Here is a 16623-nt window from a genome sequence, read left to right on the forward strand (position 1 = left end):
GAGGCCAACGGCGCAACACTCCAAGCACGCCCGCATCCCATAGGCTGGGAAAGTGAGGATAGACCTGCATGCGCACTCAAATGTTTCCGACGGAACCGAGACACCGGCCGGAGTGATCATCTCTGCCGTCTCGGCCGGTCTGGATGCCGTGGCGCTGACCGATCACGATTCCACTGATGGTTGGGAGTCCGCTGCCGCTGCTGCCAGGGAACATGGCATTGCGTTCGTTCCTGGAATGGAAATCTCCTGCCGGACGGAGCAGGGAATCAGCGTCCATTTGCTCAGTTACCTCCACGATCCCGCCCATGCCGGCCTGCTGGAGGAAATCACCAAGTCCAAGGACGCCCGGCTCACCCGCGCCGAGCGCATGGTCACATTGTTGTCCGAGGATTATCCGTTGACGTGGGACGACGTGATTCACCATGTGGCTCCCGGTGCCACGGTGGGCCGCCCGCACATCGCCGATGCCTTGGTGGCTGCCGGTGTGGTGGCGGATCGCACGGAGGCTTTCACGTCCATCCTCACTTCACATTCGCGGTACTTCGTGCAGCACTATGCACCCAACCCGGCGGTCGCCGTCGAGCTTGTCCGCGCGGCTGGCGGCGTCCCCGTCTTTGCCCACCCTGTGGCCTCATCGCGGGGACGCATTGTGGGGGAGAAAACCTACCAGGACATGATTGATGCCGGACTTCTGGGACTTGAGGTTGAACATCGGGACAACCCGGAGGAGGGCCGGACATTCCTTCGCGGCTTGGCCGCCGAACACGGTTTGCTCATGACGGGGTCCTCCGACTACCACGGAGCGGGCAAGCCTAACCTGTTGGGCGAAAACACTACCTCGCCCGCAGTCTTGTCACGGATAGAGGAGTTGGCAACAGGCAGCACGGTCATTCGGTGAAAGGGGTCCGCTGATGGATCTGCAGTTGCTCGCATCCGTGATCGTCACGCTGTTCGTGATCATGGATCCACCGGGTACCGTGCCGATTTTCATGTCCTTGACGGCGCAGATGTCGGCCAAGGATCGTAACCGCTCCGCTTTCCAGGCCCTGTTGGTGGCCACAGGTGTGATCGTGGTGTTCGCGATCTTTGGCCAGTCGATCCTCAACTACATGCACATCTCGCTGGCTGCCCTGCAGGGTGCCGGTGGCCTGCTCCTGGTGCTGATCGCGCTGCAGCTGCTGACGGGGTCCACCAGTGGTGAAGAGAATGCCGCCAAGTACAAGAACGTGGCTTTTGTGCCACTGGGAACGCCGCTCATGGCCGGACCGGGCGCGATCGTTGCCGTCATGGTTTTCGTGCAGCAGTCCAGCCAGCTCGCGGAGTATCTGGCGGTGGGGCTCGGCATCGCTGTGGTGCTTGGCTCGCTGTACTTGGCGATGCGCTTCGCGGGCGTCGTGCAGCGGGTGCTCGGGGAAAACGGAGTGGAGCTGGTCACCCGGATTGCCGGCCTGCTGTTGTCAGCCATTGCCGTCCAAATGATCGCGGACGCAGTTCAGGCCTTCGTGAAGGGCGCTGCCTGACCCAGGCTGGCGTCCGGCAATGAGCCGCTCCGGCGGAAGTCGGCCTTGGTGCCCAGCCGTTTTCGCATGACTTCGATGGCTTGTTCGTTCTGGTCGACGCACACAAAGTTGCGGCCCAGTTTGGCTGCCACAGCACCGAGGGTCCCTGAACCAGCGAAGAAATCGAGGCACCAATCGCCCTCTCGGCTTGATGCGGAGACAATCCTGCGTACCAGGCCCTCGGGTTTTTGGGTAGGATAGCCGGTCTTTTCGCGGCCGGTAGGCGAAACGATGGTGTGCCACCAGACATCCGTGGGCAGCTTGCCGAGCTCGCGTTTGGCGGGGGTGACCAGTCCGGGTGCCATGTACGGTTCCCGGTCCACTTCGGCGTTGTCGAAGTGATACTTGGTGGGGTTCTTGACGTACACCAAAATGTTGTCGTGCTTGGTGGGCCAGCGGTTCTTGGCGCGGGCGCCGTAATCGTAGGCCCAGATGATCTCGTTGAGGAAGCATTCCCGGCCGAAGATGGAGTCCAGCATCACCTTGGCGTAGTGGACTTCCCGGTAATCCAAATGCAGGTACAGGGTGCCGTCGTCGGCCAGCAGCCGCCAAGCCTCCACGAGCTTGGGCTCCAGGAAGGACCAGTAGTCGCTGAAGGCGTCGTCGTAGCTGTGCAGGGCGCCCTTGATGGTGTCGTAAGAGCGGCCCTTGAAGCCGACGCGGTCGCCGTCGCCGTCCGCGTTGCGGACCATGCGGGTTTCCTGGCGGCGTTGGACCCGGCCCGTGTTGAAGGGCGGGTCCACGTAGATGAGTGTGAAGGCGCCGTCCGGCAGCGTAGGGAGGAACTCCGCGTTGTCCGCGTGCACCACCAAGTTGCCGCCGTCCGGCGCCCAAACAGATTCAGTCATTGAGGTTTTTAGGCCTCGGTGCTGCCGGACTGGGCAGCTGCGGTCTCACCGGAGACCACTTCGCCGTTGCGGCGGCGCGTGCGGGTCCGGCGCGTGCGGGCCGGCTTCTCCGCGTTGTCTGCGGTGGCAGTGCGGGTTTCCGAGGCACCGGCAGCGGGGGCTGCCTCGCCATCAGAAGTACGACGGCGGCGCGTTCGGTTGCGACCGCCCTCGCCCTTGGATTCGCTGGACTCGGCGTCACCGGACCTGCCGGAGCGTCCGCGACCGCCGTCACGACCGCCGTCGCGCTTGCCGTCACGTCCGCCATCCCGGCCTGAGCCGCCGGAGCGTGCGTTCTTCTTGCCGGTTTCGCCGAGGTCCTCAAGGACTTCGGCGTCAACGCCGGCGAGGACGCGCTTGTTGCGCGGCAGACGACCCTTGGTGCCCTCGGGAATGTCCAGATCCGTGTACAGGTGCGGCGACGAGGAGTAGGTTTCAACGGGCTCGGGAACGCTGAGTCCCAGGGCTTTGTTGATCAGGCCCCAGCGAGGCATGTCGTCCCAGTCAACAAACGTGACGGCGGTGCCCTTGTTACCTGCGCGGCCCGTACGTCCAACGCGGTGCAGGTAGATCTTTTCGTCTTCCACGCACTGGTAGTTGATGACATGGGTAACGTCATCAACGTCGATGCCGCGGGCTGCGACGTCGGTGGCTACCAGGACGTCAACCTTGTTGTTGCGGAACGCGCGGAGGGCCTGTTCACGGGCGCCCTGGCCGAGGTCGCCGTGAATGGCTGCAGCCGCGAAGCCGCGGTCAACGAGTTCCTCGGCAACTTTCGCGGCGGTGCGCTTGGTCTTGGTGAAGATGATGGTGCGGCCACGTCCGCGGGCCTGCAGGATGCGGGCCACAACCTCGGTCTTGTCCATGCTGTGTGCACGGTAGATGAGTTGGCGGATGTCGCGCTTGGTCAGGCCTTCATCATTCGGGTCGGCTGCCCGGATGTGGGTGGGCTGCGTCATGTAGCGGCGAGCCATAGCGATGACGGGGCCGGGCATGGTTGCCGAGAAGAGGAGCGTTTGCCGAACCGCGGGGGTGCCGGCGATCAGGGTCTCGACGTCGGGGAGGAAGCCAAGGTCCAGCATTTCGTCGGCTTCGTCAAGGATCACCATCTTGACGTTCTTGAGGCTCAGGTGCTTCTGCTTGTAGAGATCGATCAGCCGGCCAGGGGTGCCCACTACGATTTCGACGCCCTTCTGCAGGGCATCAATCTGGGGTTCGTAGGCGCGGCCGCCGTAGATGGTGGCGATGCGGGCGTTGCGCTTGCGTGACGCGGCCTGGAGGTCGTTGGCTACCTGCACGGCAAGCTCACGCGTGGGGACGATGACCAGTGCCTGCGGTGCGCCCGGGACAGCGAGCTTGGCGTAACCTGCATCATCCCTTCCGGCGACGCGCTGGAGGGCGGGGATGCCGAAGCCAAGCGTTTTTCCGGTACCGGTTTTGGCTTGGCCGATGATGTCGTGGCCGCTCAAGGCGACCGGCAGGGTCATTGCCTGGATGGGGAACGGGTGTGTGATTCCGGCGTCGGCCAAAGACTCAACGATGTCGGCGCGGACGTTGAAGTCAGCGAACGACTTCTCTTCGATCTCGTGGGGCGTCTCATCCGAGATGATCGTTTCCTCGGGTTCGATGGATTCGGTTCCGGTGGAGTCCGTCAGGACTTCGTGGGTATGCAATTCACTCACAGGGAGTTTCCTTATTCATTTGGGCATTGGCGCTGCATGCTCAACGGCGGCGGCGGAGCCGTACCGGAGCACGAACGGGCGCGCAAGCAAGTCCAGTGGAAGCCGATCGCGGGCTATCTAAGTACTGGCACTGGTGACCAGTTGGTACATCTCAAGATCGCGTAGGGGCGGGCTTGTTGAGTTCAAAAATTAACTGAATCAACGACCGGGCATCCATTACTACAAGCCCAGTCTATCCTCTGGGGGCCGGAAAGCCCGGATCGTCGGCAGAACGGCGTCAGGGCAGCAGCTCGAACCTGATCTCCCGGCTGGCGATATCGGCCTTCAGCAGCCGCACCCGGACTTTGGTTCCAGACTCCATTTCTCCGTCGCACCGGGCCGTTACAGCAGGGTCTGATATTTGTATGACGCCAAAGGGCCCGTTGCCGTTGCTGCCGCCGTTGTTACTGCCATTGCCGTTGGCAGCTTTGGAACCGGCCCCATTGGAGGGCTTGGACCCCGAAATGACTACAGCGTCGAATTCCTGGCCCACGTGGTTGGCTACGAGGGCTGCTTCCACAGTGTCCAGCGCCGCACGTTCGAGGCGTCCGGCCAACTGGTCGGAGGCCGCCATGATCTCCGGCAATGAAGGGAGTGCCTCCCGAGCCCACTGCGGGATGTCGTGGTTGTTGCTGAGCGCCTCGCAGATCACCAGGACAAAGCGATCGATGAGCCGGCGCAGGGGTGCCGTGGCGTGTGCATACGGAGCCCCGATGGCTGCTTGGGTCACGATTGCCGGCAGCTCCCCGTCAAAGGGGGTGTAACCGGCGCCCCGGAACAACATACCGGCAGAGTGAAGGATGGCCAGCTGTTGGGGATCGGATGCGTCCAAGGTCCTCAGGTACTCGCCGTAGGTGACGTGGCCGTCCCAGGGCTTGCCCAGAGCGGAGGTCTGGCGCTTGAAATGGAGCAGTGACCGGTCATCAGGAGCGGGCATGGTGCGCAGGATGCCCACTTTTCCGTCGAGCATCATCTGCGCGGCGGCCATGCCGGTCATGAGCGAGATCTGCGCGTTCCAGTCCTCAACCGGGAGGGAGGGGGCAGCCGCGATCCTGTATCCGCCGCCGTCGGTTGCTTGGACGATTTCCTGTTCCGGCATGTTGAGGCTTGCGCCGCCGCGCCGCCGTTCCAGTTCAACACGCTTGATTCCCACTTCTTTGAGGAGCTGAAGTACGGGCGGGGCCGTACCGTCGTCAATCTGCTGCTGAGCGCCCTTGTAGCTGAGTTTGGCCCTGCTGCGAACGGCGGCGCGGGCAACGGTGACAGCCAACACTTCAGCTTCCGCGTCCAAGTCGAAGTCCCACACGAACGCACTGCAGTCCTGATCGGCCAAGAGGCTGCCGGCGTTCTCGCTGATGACCTCCGGATGCAGCGGGATCCGCCCGTCAGGAGCATAGAAGGTCTGCCCGCGGTGACGGGTTTCGTGGTCCAGTGCCCCACCCGGTTCCACGAAAGACGGGACATCGGCGATTGCGTAGAGGACCTTGTAGCCGTCGCCGGCACGGTCAATGAACAGGGCCTGGTCCAAGTCCGTGGAGGTCGCCGGATCAATGGTCACGAATGGTACGTGCCGCAGGTCCTGACCCGGCAACTCAAGGTCCGCGACGGCTTGCCGTGCTTCTTCCACAGCTTCTGCCGGGTATTCGCCAGGGAGTTCCAGCTCTGTCCTGAGAGCGGCAAGCGCCGCGGCGAGCTGGTCCGAGGAGTCGTCGACGTTGGGCGCTATCCGATGATGTGACACGAAAATCAGGGTAGCCCGAAACCGGCGGATAGTCTTGGATGTCCCACCCAAAAAGCCCGCTACCCCAAGGGGGCAACGGGCTTTCCGTGCGGCGGTATGGACCGGGCCGGCTGTTTAGTTTGCCGGCGTCAGGGTGAAAGTAGCTGCCTTGTCGCCGAAGTCATCGCTGATGACCACTGTGGTGGGGCCGTTCTTGATGTCGAAGGCAATGACTCCCCGCTGCATCTCTCCGGCGGCAACATCCCCGGAAGGCAGTCCTCCCAGACCTTCCTCCACGTAGATCTCCTCGCCCTTGGCGCCGTCCGCGTCGAAGGCCTCGAAGTTCGAGGGTGAGGCGTAACTGCTTCCAGCTGTGGCCTCCCAGGAAACCTCCAAGAGGAGGAAGCCTCCCCTGGTCGGTTTCATGTAGGACATCCCGGGAATTTCGGTGGTGTAACCGGAGTTCAGGAGGCTGACCTTCACGGTGTTGCCCTCGGACATGGTGACGGTTAAGGAACCGTCATCAGAGGCAGTGCCCGACGACGGTGCCGGTGCCTCCTGGGAGGCCGACGGCAGGACCGGGGCATCGGTGCCTGCACCCTGGACTGCAGCAGCAACAAAGGTCAACGACAACACCGTGGACACGATTCCGACAATCAGGCCCGCGAACCAGACGACAATGGTGATGATCCATGCCTTCTTCTTGTTCTCCGGGTAACCCGCAAGCGGACGGCCCTGCTTGTCCCGGGCGTTTCCCGTCAGCGTGATGATGAGGTCAACGATGGACCAGATACCGAAGCCGCCGGCTGTGAGCAGCTTCGCGATTCCGGTACCGATCTTGCCCAGATAGAAGCGGTCCACACCGAAGCTACCCAGGAGCAGGGCCAGGATCCATGTGGTCATGAAGGACTTCGCCGGAGCTCCCACCGGGGTTCCGTAGGGGCCTGAATCCGGTCCGGGCTGGTAGCCCGGCTGTGCCCCACCCTGGAACTGGCCGCCGTAAGCGTAGGGTGCGGCAGGCACCTGCGGAATTCCTGCTCCGGCGTCGTTCTGCGGCGCGGGTGGGTAACTGGGGTGACTCATTGAAAATCCTTCAGTGAAGTGGGTGCGAGGAGGAGGACCTACGGCATGAGGGGCATGCGGCAGTCAACTCACTTCGAGCCAGCCTAGTAGGAATGGCACTGGAAGCAGGAACCCGACCCCGGGGAGGTTGTGGCCCACCAGGGATAGTCTTGATCCATGGGCATCTCCCCGGACGCTGCAGCCTCTGCCGGGCAACTCTCCGCGGAGTTGCTTGGAGCCATGGCATATGGCGAGCTATCCGCTTTCGGGCGCCTCTCCCTGGATTCGCGCTATGCCCCCACCCTCCATGACAGGTCTGTGTTCGCGAAGATCGCCGTGGGCGCCTACGGCAACTTTGCGCTCCTCAATGACCGGTTATCGGAGATGGGCGTCGATCCGGAACAAGCCATGCTGCCGTTCCAGCGCTCCTTCGATCATTTCCATGAGCGCACCAAACCGGGGGACTGGTTCGAATCTGTCATGAAGGCGTACGTCATCGATACGGTGTCATCGGACTTCTACAGGGCCGTATCGATGTTCCTCGACCCAACAACGCGGCATTTCGTTGAACGCGTCGCTTCCCCTGACCAGGCCACGGAAGTCCTTCGCGTCCTGATCAGGCGGGCCTTGGCTGACGACCCGCGCCTGGCCTCGCGCCTTGCATTGTGGGGTCGCCGCTTGGTGGGGGAGGCTTTGACGCAGGCGCAGCGCGTCGGCATGGAACACCCCCTGCTGGGACCATTGCTGAAAGGCGGCGGGGGTGCGCGTGCAGCGGTCAGGAGCTTAACGACGGAACTCGCCGATAAACACGGGCGCCGGATGACAGGCCTTGGCCTGACCGCGTAGCGGCTAAGACCGCTTGAATTCGGCGGGAAACTACACGGTGTCCAGTGCTTGCAGCAGCGACTTGGCTGCCGCCGTCGGGTCCGTTGCCTCGGTGATGGCACGGACCACGACGATCCGGCTGGCTCCCGCTTCCACTACCTGTTCAACGTTGCTGAGGTCGATGCCACCAATGGCGAACCAAGGAAGTGTCACAGCATTGCCCGAACGCTTTTCCGCTTCTGCGGCATATGTGACCAAGTCCAGCCCCACCGCCGAGCGGCCGGGTTTGGTAGGCGTTGCCCAGACCGGACCCACGCAGAAATAGTCCAGTCCCAGGGGGCCCTGGGAGGTGGCGACTGCCGCATCGATTTGTTCCTGTGTGTGGGTGGAAAGACCGATGCCGGTCACGTTCGGCAAGAGGGTTCGCGCTGCCGTCAGGGGCAGGTCCTTTTGACCGATGTGGAATACAGGAGACCCGGAAATACTGGCAACATCGGCCCGGTCGTTGACAGCCCAAAGCCGTCCGTGCCGTTGTGCGACGCTCCGCAAAACGGCCAGCAATTCAAGCTCCTCGGCAGCTTCCAGAGTCTTGTCGCGGAGCTGGATGATGTCAACGCCTCCAGCGAATGCGGCGTCCACAAAGTCTTCGAAATCGCCCTGCCGTTGACGGGCATCAGTGCACAGATAGAGGCGGGCGGAGGCGAGGGCGTCAGGCTGGGTCATGGAAACCAGAGTAGTTCCTCTAAACTGGGCACGTACTGCGGGAGCCGCGACATTCGTCATATGACTGTCCGGCTGAGAGGGCTTCAGCGCCGACCGCTTGACCTGATCCGGCTAGTACCGGCGTAGGGAAGGAAACGAATGGCAGGTCCCCGCCATACCCCCATCCAGGCAGACGTGGCCGTCATTGGCGGCGGCATCATAGGCCTTGGCATCGCTCATGAAGCCCGGCGACTTGGCCGTTCAGTGGCGCTGATCGATCCCGTCCCGGCCTCGGGTGCAACGTTCGCCGCCGCCGGAATGCTTGCACCCGTCAGCGAACTGCATTATCAGGAGGGAGACCTCCTGGAATTGATGGTCGAATCTTCGCGGCTGTGGCCTTCCTTCGTGGACGGACTGCACGTGGGTGGAGAGGGCAGCGGATACCGCACGACGCCGACCCTCGCCGTGGGTGCCGACGCAGCCGACCGCAGGGCGCTCGCAGACCTGAGGTCCGTGCAGCTCGCAGCTGGATTGGGAGTTGAACCTCTGGCCCTGCGGGACGCGAGGCAACGCGAGCCGCTCCTCAGCCCACAGATTTCCTGCGCTTTCGATATTCCCGCCGACCACCAAGTGGATCCGCGAAAGCTCGCCGCATGCCTCCTGGCTGGATTAGCAAACCATTCACCTGACGACGGTTCCTGGGTGTCCGGGGCCGATGACGGATTCGCCGTTCCTTCCCCGGCACGCGGTGTGCTGAGGGATGACGGGCGGGTCACCGGAGTGGAACTCGAATCCGGAGTCGTGGTCCGCGCCGCGGAGACCGTGGTGGCCAACGGGCTGGGGGCATCCCAACTGTCGGGGCTCCCTGAGGGACTGAACCTTCCGGTGAGGCCGGTCTATGGCGACATCCTCCGGCTTCGCGTCCCCGACAACCTCCGGCCCTTGGTCACGTCCACTGTTCGGGGGATGGTTCGAGGCGTTCCCGTCTACATAGTTCCCCGGGATGACGGAACCGTGGTGATTGGGGCGACGCAACGCGAAGACGGATTGTCAGCGTCTTCCAACGCGGTCTCTGCCGGCGGCGTCTACCAGCTGCTGAGGGATGCCCAAGCCCTGGTCCCCGCAGTTGCGGAATTGGAACTCCTTGAAGCAACCGCCCGCGCCCGCCCTGGAACCCCGGACAACGCCCCCCTGCTCGGACGGGTCAGCGGTCCCCACGGCGACACTGACGGCCTGGTGATCGCCACAGGTTTCTTCCGCCACGGTGTGCTCCTGACTCCCGTGGCCGCCAGAATCGTGGGCGAACTCATCAGCGGCACAACGGACCCTCGATGGACTCCGTTCCTGCCTGATCGCTTCGCGGGCAACGCTTCAGTTCCCCAAGTTCTTACACCAGCCGCACACGCTCCCACCAAGGAAACAGCATGAACATCAAACTCAACGGAACCGATCACGCAGTCTCCGATGACGCATCCGTCAGCACCCTGGTCACAGCGATCACCGGCCGCGCCTTGGACCCTCGCGGACAAGCGGCCGACGGCGGCAAGCTGGGAGTCGCGGTCGCACGTAACTCCGAGGTGGTGCCCCGCAGCCAATGGGCCGTGACGGCCCTGGCCGACGGAGACGAACTCGAACTCGTAACAGCAGTCCAAGGAGGCTGAACCATGACAACAGCAAACATTGACGTTCGCACCACTGACGTTCATTCCACTGACGCGCTGGTGATCGACGGTGTCGAATTCGGTTCCCGGCTCATCATGGGTACCGGAGGCGCGCCGAGCCTCGATGGCCTGGGATCAGCGCTCCTGGCGTCGGGGACCGAGCTCACCACCGTGGCCATGCGCCGCTATTCCCCAGCCGAAACGGGATCGCTGTTCCAGCTCCTGGTGAACCACAACATCCGGGTCCTTCCCAACACTGCGGGCTGCTTTACTGCCAAGGACGCCGTGATGACTGCTGAACTGGCACGGGAAGCCCTGGAGACCGATTGGGTGAAGCTGGAAGTCATCGCCGACGAACACACGCTCCTGCCCGACGCCGTGGAACTGGTGGATGCAACGGAACAACTGGTGAACCGCGGCTTCAAGGTTTTCGCCTACACAAATGACGATCCCGTGCTCGCGCTCAGGCTCGAAAACCTGGGTGCCACCGCTGTCATGCCCCTGGGATCACCCATTGGAACAGGCCTCGGCATCCTGAACCCGCACAACATTGAACTCATCGTGTCCCGGGCCTCCGTACCTGTGGTCCTCGACGCGGGAATCGGAACCGCCTCCGATGCCGCGTTGGCCATGGAGTTAGGCTGCGACGCCGTCCTGCTGGCCACTGCTGTAACCCGGGCTCAGAACCCGGTACAGATGGGGGAAGCCTTCAAACACGCTGTGATCGCCGGTAGGCTGGCCAAGCAGGCAGGGCGGATTCCACGGCGGGAGCATGCGCTCGCATCCTCGGCGATGGAGGGCCGGGCAGAGTTCCTCTGACCTGGGTTCTCCGAAATAGAAGGGGCAGTCATGGCAGCCAAGGATGAGCAACTGGCTGAGGCAGCCATCAATGCTGCCCTCGGAGACCTTCCGGACTGGAAGTATCAGGAGGGCCTGGTGACCGTCTACAAAACTTCGACGGCGGCGGACGCGCTTGCGCTCATTGCGGCTATCGGACAGCTCGCCGAGGAACAACATCATCATCCGGATTTGGAATGGCGGTACAACAGGGTCTTCCTTCGCTATGTGTCCCACGATGCGGGTGGGCAGGTGACCAATCGTGACATTGCCGCGGCCGCCGCGGTGAGCGAAGCTGCAGCGGGCTTGGGTGCCACCGCACAGCCTGAGCGCTATCCGGCGTCGCAAAGTGGGTTAAATCAGTAGTGACAGTGGCTTAAAACAGTAGTGACCGTCACCCCTGGGTGACGGTCACTCTGCCTAAAGCACTAAAGCACTAAAGCCGCAGCGCCTTGGTGAGCGCCGCAGTGTCGTGTTGGGTCCGGGTCCGGCCGAGGAAGAGCACCACGGCAACCGCCGCAGCAGTGCCGAGCACAATAGGCAGGACCCACGGAATCCAGGTTGCGCCCGGCTGGTAGCCCAAACCTGCGCTGATGAAGGCGATCCAGCTCAGCGTGCCCACAGCTGCTGAGACGCCGGCCGGCAACGCGATCCCGTACTTGCCGTGCCGCTTGTCGTTGGCCCACACAATGAAACCGGTGGCAATGGTGGCCAGAACCACCACGACGAGAGAAAGCATGAAAACTCCTTAGCGGACGGACGAGACGTGGGAAACCTTAGAGGGCGCCGAAACCTACGCGGCGAACTTCCTCGGCGCCGATCTCCACATAGCCCAGGACGTTGCCGGGAACGATGATCTGGCGGCCTTTTTCGTCAGTAAGACGGAGTTCGGAGCCCTTGGTGACGGCCTCGGCCACAATTTTGGCAACGGCGTCAGCATCCAAGGCGGATTCGAGCACGATCTCACGGCCAACGTTCTGAATGCCGATCTTTACTTCCACAGCAAGGCCTCCAAGCCAATCAAGTGTTAAGTCAGTCCTCTATTTGTAGCCTAGGACTCTTTGGGGAATCGACTGATTCCGCGCCAAGCTAAACGATAGATCAGATCGCTGGCCACATCGAGGTCCAGGTTTCCGTCCGTTTCAAGCCAATACCGCGCGCTGACCTGCGCCATTCCGGCCAAACCACGCCCGAGAAGCTGCGCTTCAAGAGGGGGCAGTTTGGTGTCTTCGGCTATGACGTGGGCCACGGCGTCCGCAAAAGTCTTGTTGAAAGTCTCCAAACGCGAGCTGACGTCGGGATCATTAATCAGGTCCGACTCGAAGACCAGGCGATGGGCTTGGTCGTCGTCCGCGATGAACCTGTAATAGGCGCGCATGACGGCCTTGACGCGTTCCTTGTTGTCCGTGGTGGAGTTCAAGGCATTGAGCATCAGCTGCGTCAGGGTAGCCAGGTGGCTGTCCAAGAGGGCCATATAGAGCTCGCGCTTGGACGGGAAGTGCTGGTACAGCACTGGTTTGCTCACGTGCGCTGCTTCCGCGATTTCGTCCATGGCTGCCCCATGGAAGCCGTTGGAGACGAAAACTTCCAATGCCGCGTTCAGCAACTGTGCGCGGCGCTCATCCCGCGGCAACCTTGGTGAACGCGTAGAACCTGCCCGTTCCTGCTTGGCTGGTGCCCCATCGCTTGCCCGTGTGCCGTCAGCCACAGTCTGCCGCCTTTCCTTTGCAGTTATGACTACTCTACCGGTGGGTAATATGACCGGGCGGCATCTGCAGGCATACATTGAGGTATGGCCTCAATAGTTGCTGCCCACTCCGCTGCGCCCGCTGTCCTTCCACCCCTCGTTGAACCGGCCGCCGATCTCACGCCGGCCGAGGTGGAGCGGTACTCCCGGCATCTCATCATTCCCGAAATCGGCGCCCTGGGCCAACGCAGGCTTAAAAATGCCAAAGTCCTCGTCATAGGTGCCGGAGGACTTGGTTCGCCTGCTTTGTTGTACCTGGCCGCCGCCGGCGTGGGAACGCTCGGCATTGTGGATGACGACGTGGTGGACCTCAGCAACCTGCAGCGCCAGGTCATCCATGGCGTACGGGACGTGGGTTCGCCCAAGATCGAATCGGCCCGAAGCGCGATCGCCGAGCTCAACCCCTTGGTGGACGTTGTCCTGCATGACATCCGGCTCGACGCGTCCAACGCGCTGGAGTTGTTTGCGAAATATGACCTCATCCTCGACGGTGCGGACAACTTCGCTACCCGTTATCTCGTCAATGATGCCGCTGCCATTCTCGGTAAGCCCTATGTTTGGGGCTCCATCTTCCGCTTCGACGGCCAAGTAAGCGTCTTCTGGGCCGAACACGGGCCCACGTACAGGGATCTCTACCCTGAGGCGCCTCCCGCCGGCTCCGTGCCGTCCTGTGGTGAGGGCGGCGTGTTCGGCATGCTGTGCGCGGCGGTTGGATCGCTCATGGTGACCGAGGCCGTAAAGCTGATCACCGGCGTCGGGCGTTCATTGCTGGGCCGTGTGGCGCTCTTTGACGCTTTGGGCGGGAGCTGGCGCGAGATCAAGGTCTCCAAGGACCCTGAAGCCGAACCCATCACGGAACTGACCGACTACGAGGCTTTCTGCGGCGTGACGCCACTCGCGGCCACGGACCAGGAGCACACTGTGTCCGCCAAAGACCTCGCAGGAATGCTGGCCGAACGGGAGTCGGGGGAGCGGGACTTCGAACTCGTGGACGTCCGTGAGTCCGGCGAGCACAGCATCGTGAGCATCGATGGCTCGGTCCTCATTCCGCAGGGCCGCATTCTCTCCGGCGAGGCGTGGGTGGAGCTGCCGCAGGATAAGGACATCGTGTTCCACTGCAAGGCCGGGACGCGCTCGGCTGCTGTCCTTGAGGCGGCACAGAAGGCGGGGTACACGCGCGTCAGGCATCTCGACGGCGGTATTCTCGCCTGGGTGCGGGACGTGGAGCCGCAGAAGCCCGTCTACTAAACGTAGGGGTCGGGCCGCCCAGCCTTCCAGGGAGGGGCGGCCTCGAAAACAGTTAGGCGCTTTCGGAGCGCAGTTGCTCGTGATCCACCGGGCACTCCGAGGCGGGGGCTGCAGCCTGGGGCTGTTCCACCTGGATGCCGTAGAGGGCCTCGAGCGCTGCAACGTAGTCATCCTGCTGGCCGTTGGCTGCGAGTTCGCGGGCCCGGACCGTCGGGATGTGCAGGAGCTGCTTGACCATCCGGCGCAGGGCGAACTCCACCTCTTCGGCGGCAGCGGTACAACCGTGGCGGGCGCGGACTTTTTCCATTTCCGCGTCCAGGACGTTCATGGTGTGACGGCGGAGCGCCACGATGGCGGTGTCCACGGAACGGGCTTCGCGTTCGGTCTCGAATGACGTGGCAGCGCCGTTGACGATTGCGCTGGCCTGCGAGAGTGACTCTGCCTGTTCCTGGGGAGCGGCGAGCCGTACGGATTCAAGCGTCAGAAGTTCAACGCCGTCGAGTTCTCCCACGGCGGGGTCGAAGTCATGGGTGAGGGCGAGGTCGATCGCGATCAACGGTTTGCCCGAATTTGCCCGGACGCGGGCAAGGTCTGCGGCCTCAACCCGGTTGTCGGATCCGCTGCATCCGATCATGACGTCAGCCGCGGCAACAGCAGCGGGAAGAGTGTCGGCGTCGAGCGCCGTACCGCCGCGGGTGGCTACGAAGCCTTCGGCGCGTCCGGATGAAGAGTAAACGGAAATATCGGTGCAGCCGCGCTCACGGAGAAGTGACATGGTAGCGCCGGCATAGGCCCCGGTTCCGAAGACCACAACTTTCTTGGTGGTCCAATCGTCGTTCTCGGCGAGATCGGTGGCGAGGTCCAGTGCTACGGAAACAATGGAAAGCCCGCGCGAGCCGAGTGCGGTCTGCGCGCCTACATCCTTGGCGGTCTTGGACGCTGCCTGGAAGAGACGCACCAGGCCGGAGCTGGCTGTGCCTTCCTGCTGGGCGGTGATCAGGGCCCGACGAACCTGGCCGGCGATTTCACGCTCACCCACCACGGCCGAGTCCAGCCCGGCGCTGACTGCGAAGAGGTGCCGGGTGACATCCGGGCCCGTGTGGGTAGCAAAGGAGCGGGAGACGAGTTGCTCGTTGAGGCCGCTGAGTTCGCTGATCTGCGAAACAAGGGCGGAACGGGCCGCCTCAAGGTCAGCCCCGTTGGCAGTTTCGCCGTAAACCTCGTAGCGGTTGCAGGTGGCCAGGACCACTGCACCGGAGACTACTGAGGAGTCTGTCAGGGCTGCCGAGGCAAGCTCAGAGGAACCGTTGCTCAACTGAGCGACAGTTTCGAGGTCGATGTCGGCGTGTGTAGCCACCAATGAGAAAAGAACCACAGCACCCCAATCATAGCTTTTTCGTAGCCCGGTAGAACAATGTGGCGCCGTGGTGATCCACACGCAAGTGAGTGATCCCGGCCACAACGGCCCGGGCGGGGCGCGACGTGACAGCTTGTCGTTATCTTTTGCCCCGGATTTTCGGCACAATCGAAGGCATGACTTCTAGCGCGGCAGCATCCAACAGTACGGCCTCCAACGCCCCGGCGGGAACCCTCGGCGACAACCACCCGCTGAAGGACGGTCGCACCTCGGACTCGCCGCTGATCACGGCCTACCGCGGTGGCACGCCGTCCCGCAGGCCCGTCTGGTTCATGCGCCAGGCCGGCCGTTCCCTGCCTGAATACCTGAAGGTGCGCGAGGGCGTTGCCATGCTGGACTCCTGCCTTCGCCCGGAGCTCGCTGCCGAGATTACCCTTCAACCCGTTCGACGCCACGATGTTGACGCCGCCATCTTCTTCTCCGACATCGTCATTCCTTTGAAGCTCGCGGGTGTCGGCGTGGACATCGTCCCCGGCGTGGGACCCGTTTTGGACAAGCCGGTCCGGACAGCAGCTGATGTTGCCGCCCTTCCCACGCTGACGTGGGAAGCCCTGGAGCCCATCCGGGAAGCTGTCCGCCTGACGGTTGCCGAACTGGGTAAGACGCCGCTGATCGGCTTTGCCGGCGCGCCGTTCACCCTTGCGGCTTACATGGTGGAAGGGAAGCCTTCGCGTGACCACCTTGGCCCGCGGACCATGATGCACGCGGATCCCGAGACCTGGGCCGCGCTGGCCAACTGGGCTGCCGATACCTCCGGAATGTTCCTCCAGGCCCAGCTTGAGGCAGGCGCGTCGGCCGCGCAGCTCTTTGACTCGTGGGCAGGATCGCTGGGCTTGGCCGACTACACCAAATACGTGGCGCCGGCATCTACCCGCGCGCTTGACCACGTACGTGGACTCGGGGCGCCGTTGATCCACTTCGGCACCGGCACCTCCGAACTGCTGGTTGCCATGCGCGACGTCGGAGTGGACGTCGTGGGCGTGGACTACCGGCTGCCCTTGGACGAGGCCAACCGTCGGCTCGGTGGCACTGTTCCGCTCCAGGGCAACATCGACCCCGCTCTTCTGTCTGCCCCGTGGGAAGTCCTTGAAGCCCACGTCCGCGAAGTCATCGCCGCTGGTTCCCACGCCCCGGGCCACGTACTGAACCTCGGCCACGGGGTTCCCCCCGAAACAGACCCCACAGTCCTGACCCGCGTCGTGGAGCTCATTCACTCCATCCCCGCGGAGTAGGACTC

18 protein-coding genes and 1 riboswitch are annotated in these 16623 nt (G+C 63.1%); of the genes, 9 read left to right on the forward strand and 9 right to left on the reverse strand.

The genetic code is table 11. From position 1 onward, the window contains the following. The first annotated feature begins 52 nt into the window (after positions 1 to 52). On the forward strand, positions 53 to 898 hold the full coding sequence (locus J3A64_RS02855) for a PHP domain-containing protein (RefSeq protein ID WP_210063590.1): 846 nt from the start codon (positions 53 to 55) through the stop codon (positions 896 to 898). 13 nt (positions 899 to 911) lie between these two features. Continuing rightward, a complete protein-coding gene (locus tag J3A64_RS02860; RefSeq protein WP_011775424.1) occupies positions 912 to 1520 on the forward strand; it encodes a MarC family protein in 609 nt (202 codons plus the stop codon). On the opposite strand, the gene J3A64_RS02865 is transcribed toward J3A64_RS02860, so the two are convergent. The 4 genes from J3A64_RS02865 to J3A64_RS02880 form a co-directional block, all read right to left on the reverse strand. Next, positions 1493 to 2407, reverse strand: coding sequence for a site-specific DNA-methyltransferase (locus J3A64_RS02865; RefSeq protein WP_210063591.1), 915 nt, complete (start codon positions 2405 to 2407; stop codon positions 1493 to 1495). The genes J3A64_RS02860 and J3A64_RS02865 overlap by 28 nt on opposite strands. Before the next feature lie 8 nt (positions 2408 to 2415). Then, complete coding sequence (locus J3A64_RS02870) at positions 2416 to 4128, reverse strand: DEAD/DEAH box helicase (protein WP_014922290.1); 1713 nt, start codon at positions 4126 to 4128, stop codon at positions 2416 to 2418. Between the two features lie 277 nt (positions 4129 to 4405). Continuing rightward, the gene (locus J3A64_RS02875; protein WP_210063592.1) at positions 4406 to 5908 is read right to left on the reverse strand and encodes an RNB domain-containing ribonuclease; all 1503 of its coding nucleotides are present in this window, start codon (positions 5906 to 5908) and stop codon (positions 4406 to 4408) included. 114 nt (positions 5909 to 6022) lie between these two features. Further along, complete coding sequence (locus J3A64_RS02880; RefSeq protein WP_210063593.1) at positions 6023 to 6970, reverse strand: TM2 domain-containing protein; 948 nt, start codon at positions 6968 to 6970, stop codon at positions 6023 to 6025. A 156-nt stretch (positions 6971 to 7126) separates the two neighbouring features. Between J3A64_RS02880 and J3A64_RS02885 the strand changes: the two genes are divergently transcribed. Beyond that, a complete protein-coding gene (locus J3A64_RS02885) occupies positions 7127 to 7795 on the forward strand; it encodes a ferritin-like fold-containing protein (protein WP_210063594.1) in 669 nt (222 codons plus the stop codon). A 30-nt stretch (positions 7796 to 7825) separates the two neighbouring features. Here J3A64_RS02885 and thiE read toward each other — a convergent pair whose 3' ends face one another. Then, entirely contained in the window at positions 7826 to 8497 is a 672-nt protein-coding gene (thiE, locus tag J3A64_RS02890) for a thiamine phosphate synthase (RefSeq protein ID WP_210063595.1), read from the reverse strand. A gap of 27 nt (positions 8498 to 8524) precedes the next feature. Continuing rightward, a riboswitch (TPP riboswitch) is annotated at positions 8525 to 8643 on the forward strand. On the opposite strand from thiE, the gene thiO reads away from it, so the two are divergent. From thiO to J3A64_RS02910, 4 genes are all read left to right on the forward strand, one after another. After that, the gene (thiO, locus tag J3A64_RS02895) at positions 8636 to 9904 is read left to right on the forward strand and encodes a glycine oxidase ThiO (RefSeq protein ID WP_011775417.1); all 1269 of its coding nucleotides are present in this window, start codon (positions 8636 to 8638) and stop codon (positions 9902 to 9904) included. (Overlaps the previous riboswitch by 8 nt.) Then, positions 9901 to 10137 carry a sulfur carrier protein ThiS gene (thiS, locus tag J3A64_RS02900; protein WP_011775416.1) on the forward strand — a complete coding sequence of 79 codons (237 nt, stop codon included), beginning with the start codon at positions 9901 to 9903 and terminating at the stop codon, positions 10135 to 10137. Before thiO ends, thiS begins: the two co-directional genes overlap by 4 nt. A 3-nt stretch (positions 10138 to 10140) precedes the next feature. Further along, the gene (locus J3A64_RS02905; protein WP_011775415.1) at positions 10141 to 10956 is read left to right on the forward strand and encodes a thiazole synthase; all 816 of its coding nucleotides are present in this window, start codon (positions 10141 to 10143) and stop codon (positions 10954 to 10956) included. Positions 10957 to 10986: 30 nt separating this feature from the next. Then, on the forward strand, positions 10987 to 11340 hold the full coding sequence (locus tag J3A64_RS02910; protein WP_210063596.1) for a 4a-hydroxytetrahydrobiopterin dehydratase: 354 nt from the start codon (positions 10987 to 10989) through the stop codon (positions 11338 to 11340). 70 nt (positions 11341 to 11410) lie between these two features. Here J3A64_RS02910 and J3A64_RS02915 read toward each other — a convergent pair whose 3' ends face one another. Genes J3A64_RS02915 through J3A64_RS02925 form a run of 3 tightly spaced genes read right to left on the reverse strand, consistent with a single transcriptional unit; the run spans position 11411 to position 12760 of the window. Further along, complete coding sequence (locus tag J3A64_RS02915; protein ID WP_011775413.1) at positions 11411 to 11713, reverse strand: hypothetical protein; 303 nt, start codon at positions 11711 to 11713, stop codon at positions 11411 to 11413. Between the two features lie 37 nt (positions 11714 to 11750). Beyond that, complete coding sequence (locus J3A64_RS02920) at positions 11751 to 11975, reverse strand: DUF3107 domain-containing protein (RefSeq protein WP_011775412.1); 225 nt, start codon at positions 11973 to 11975, stop codon at positions 11751 to 11753. A 50-nt stretch (positions 11976 to 12025) separates the two neighbouring features. Beyond that, entirely contained in the window at positions 12026 to 12760 is a 735-nt protein-coding gene (locus tag J3A64_RS02925; protein WP_011775411.1) for a TetR/AcrR family transcriptional regulator, read from the reverse strand. 6 nt (positions 12761 to 12766) lie between these two features. Between J3A64_RS02925 and moeB the strand changes: the two genes are divergently transcribed. After that, on the forward strand, positions 12767 to 13969 hold the full coding sequence (gene moeB / locus J3A64_RS02930) for a molybdopterin-synthase adenylyltransferase MoeB (protein ID WP_210063597.1): 1203 nt from the start codon (positions 12767 to 12769) through the stop codon (positions 13967 to 13969). Positions 13970 to 14021: 52 nt separating this feature from the next. Here the strand turns inward: moeB and J3A64_RS02935 are convergent, their stop codons facing one another. Continuing rightward, positions 14022 to 15344 (reverse strand): glutamyl-tRNA reductase, encoded by a 1323-nt coding sequence (locus J3A64_RS02935; RefSeq protein ID WP_210063598.1) that lies wholly within the window; start codon positions 15342 to 15344, stop codon positions 14022 to 14024. 158 nt (positions 15345 to 15502) lie between these two features. Here J3A64_RS02935 and hemE point away from each other — a divergent pair, with 158 nt between their 5' ends. Continuing rightward, positions 15503 to 16618 carry a uroporphyrinogen decarboxylase gene (gene hemE / locus J3A64_RS02940; protein ID WP_011775408.1) on the forward strand — a complete coding sequence of 372 codons (1116 nt, stop codon included), beginning with the start codon at positions 15503 to 15505 and terminating at the stop codon, positions 16616 to 16618. Positions 16619 to 16623: the final 5 nt, after the last annotated feature.

The organism is Pseudarthrobacter sp. PvP004, assembly GCF_017876035.1.
GTDB classification, from domain to species: Bacteria; Actinomycetota; Actinomycetes; order Actinomycetales; family Micrococcaceae; genus Arthrobacter; species Arthrobacter aurescens_A.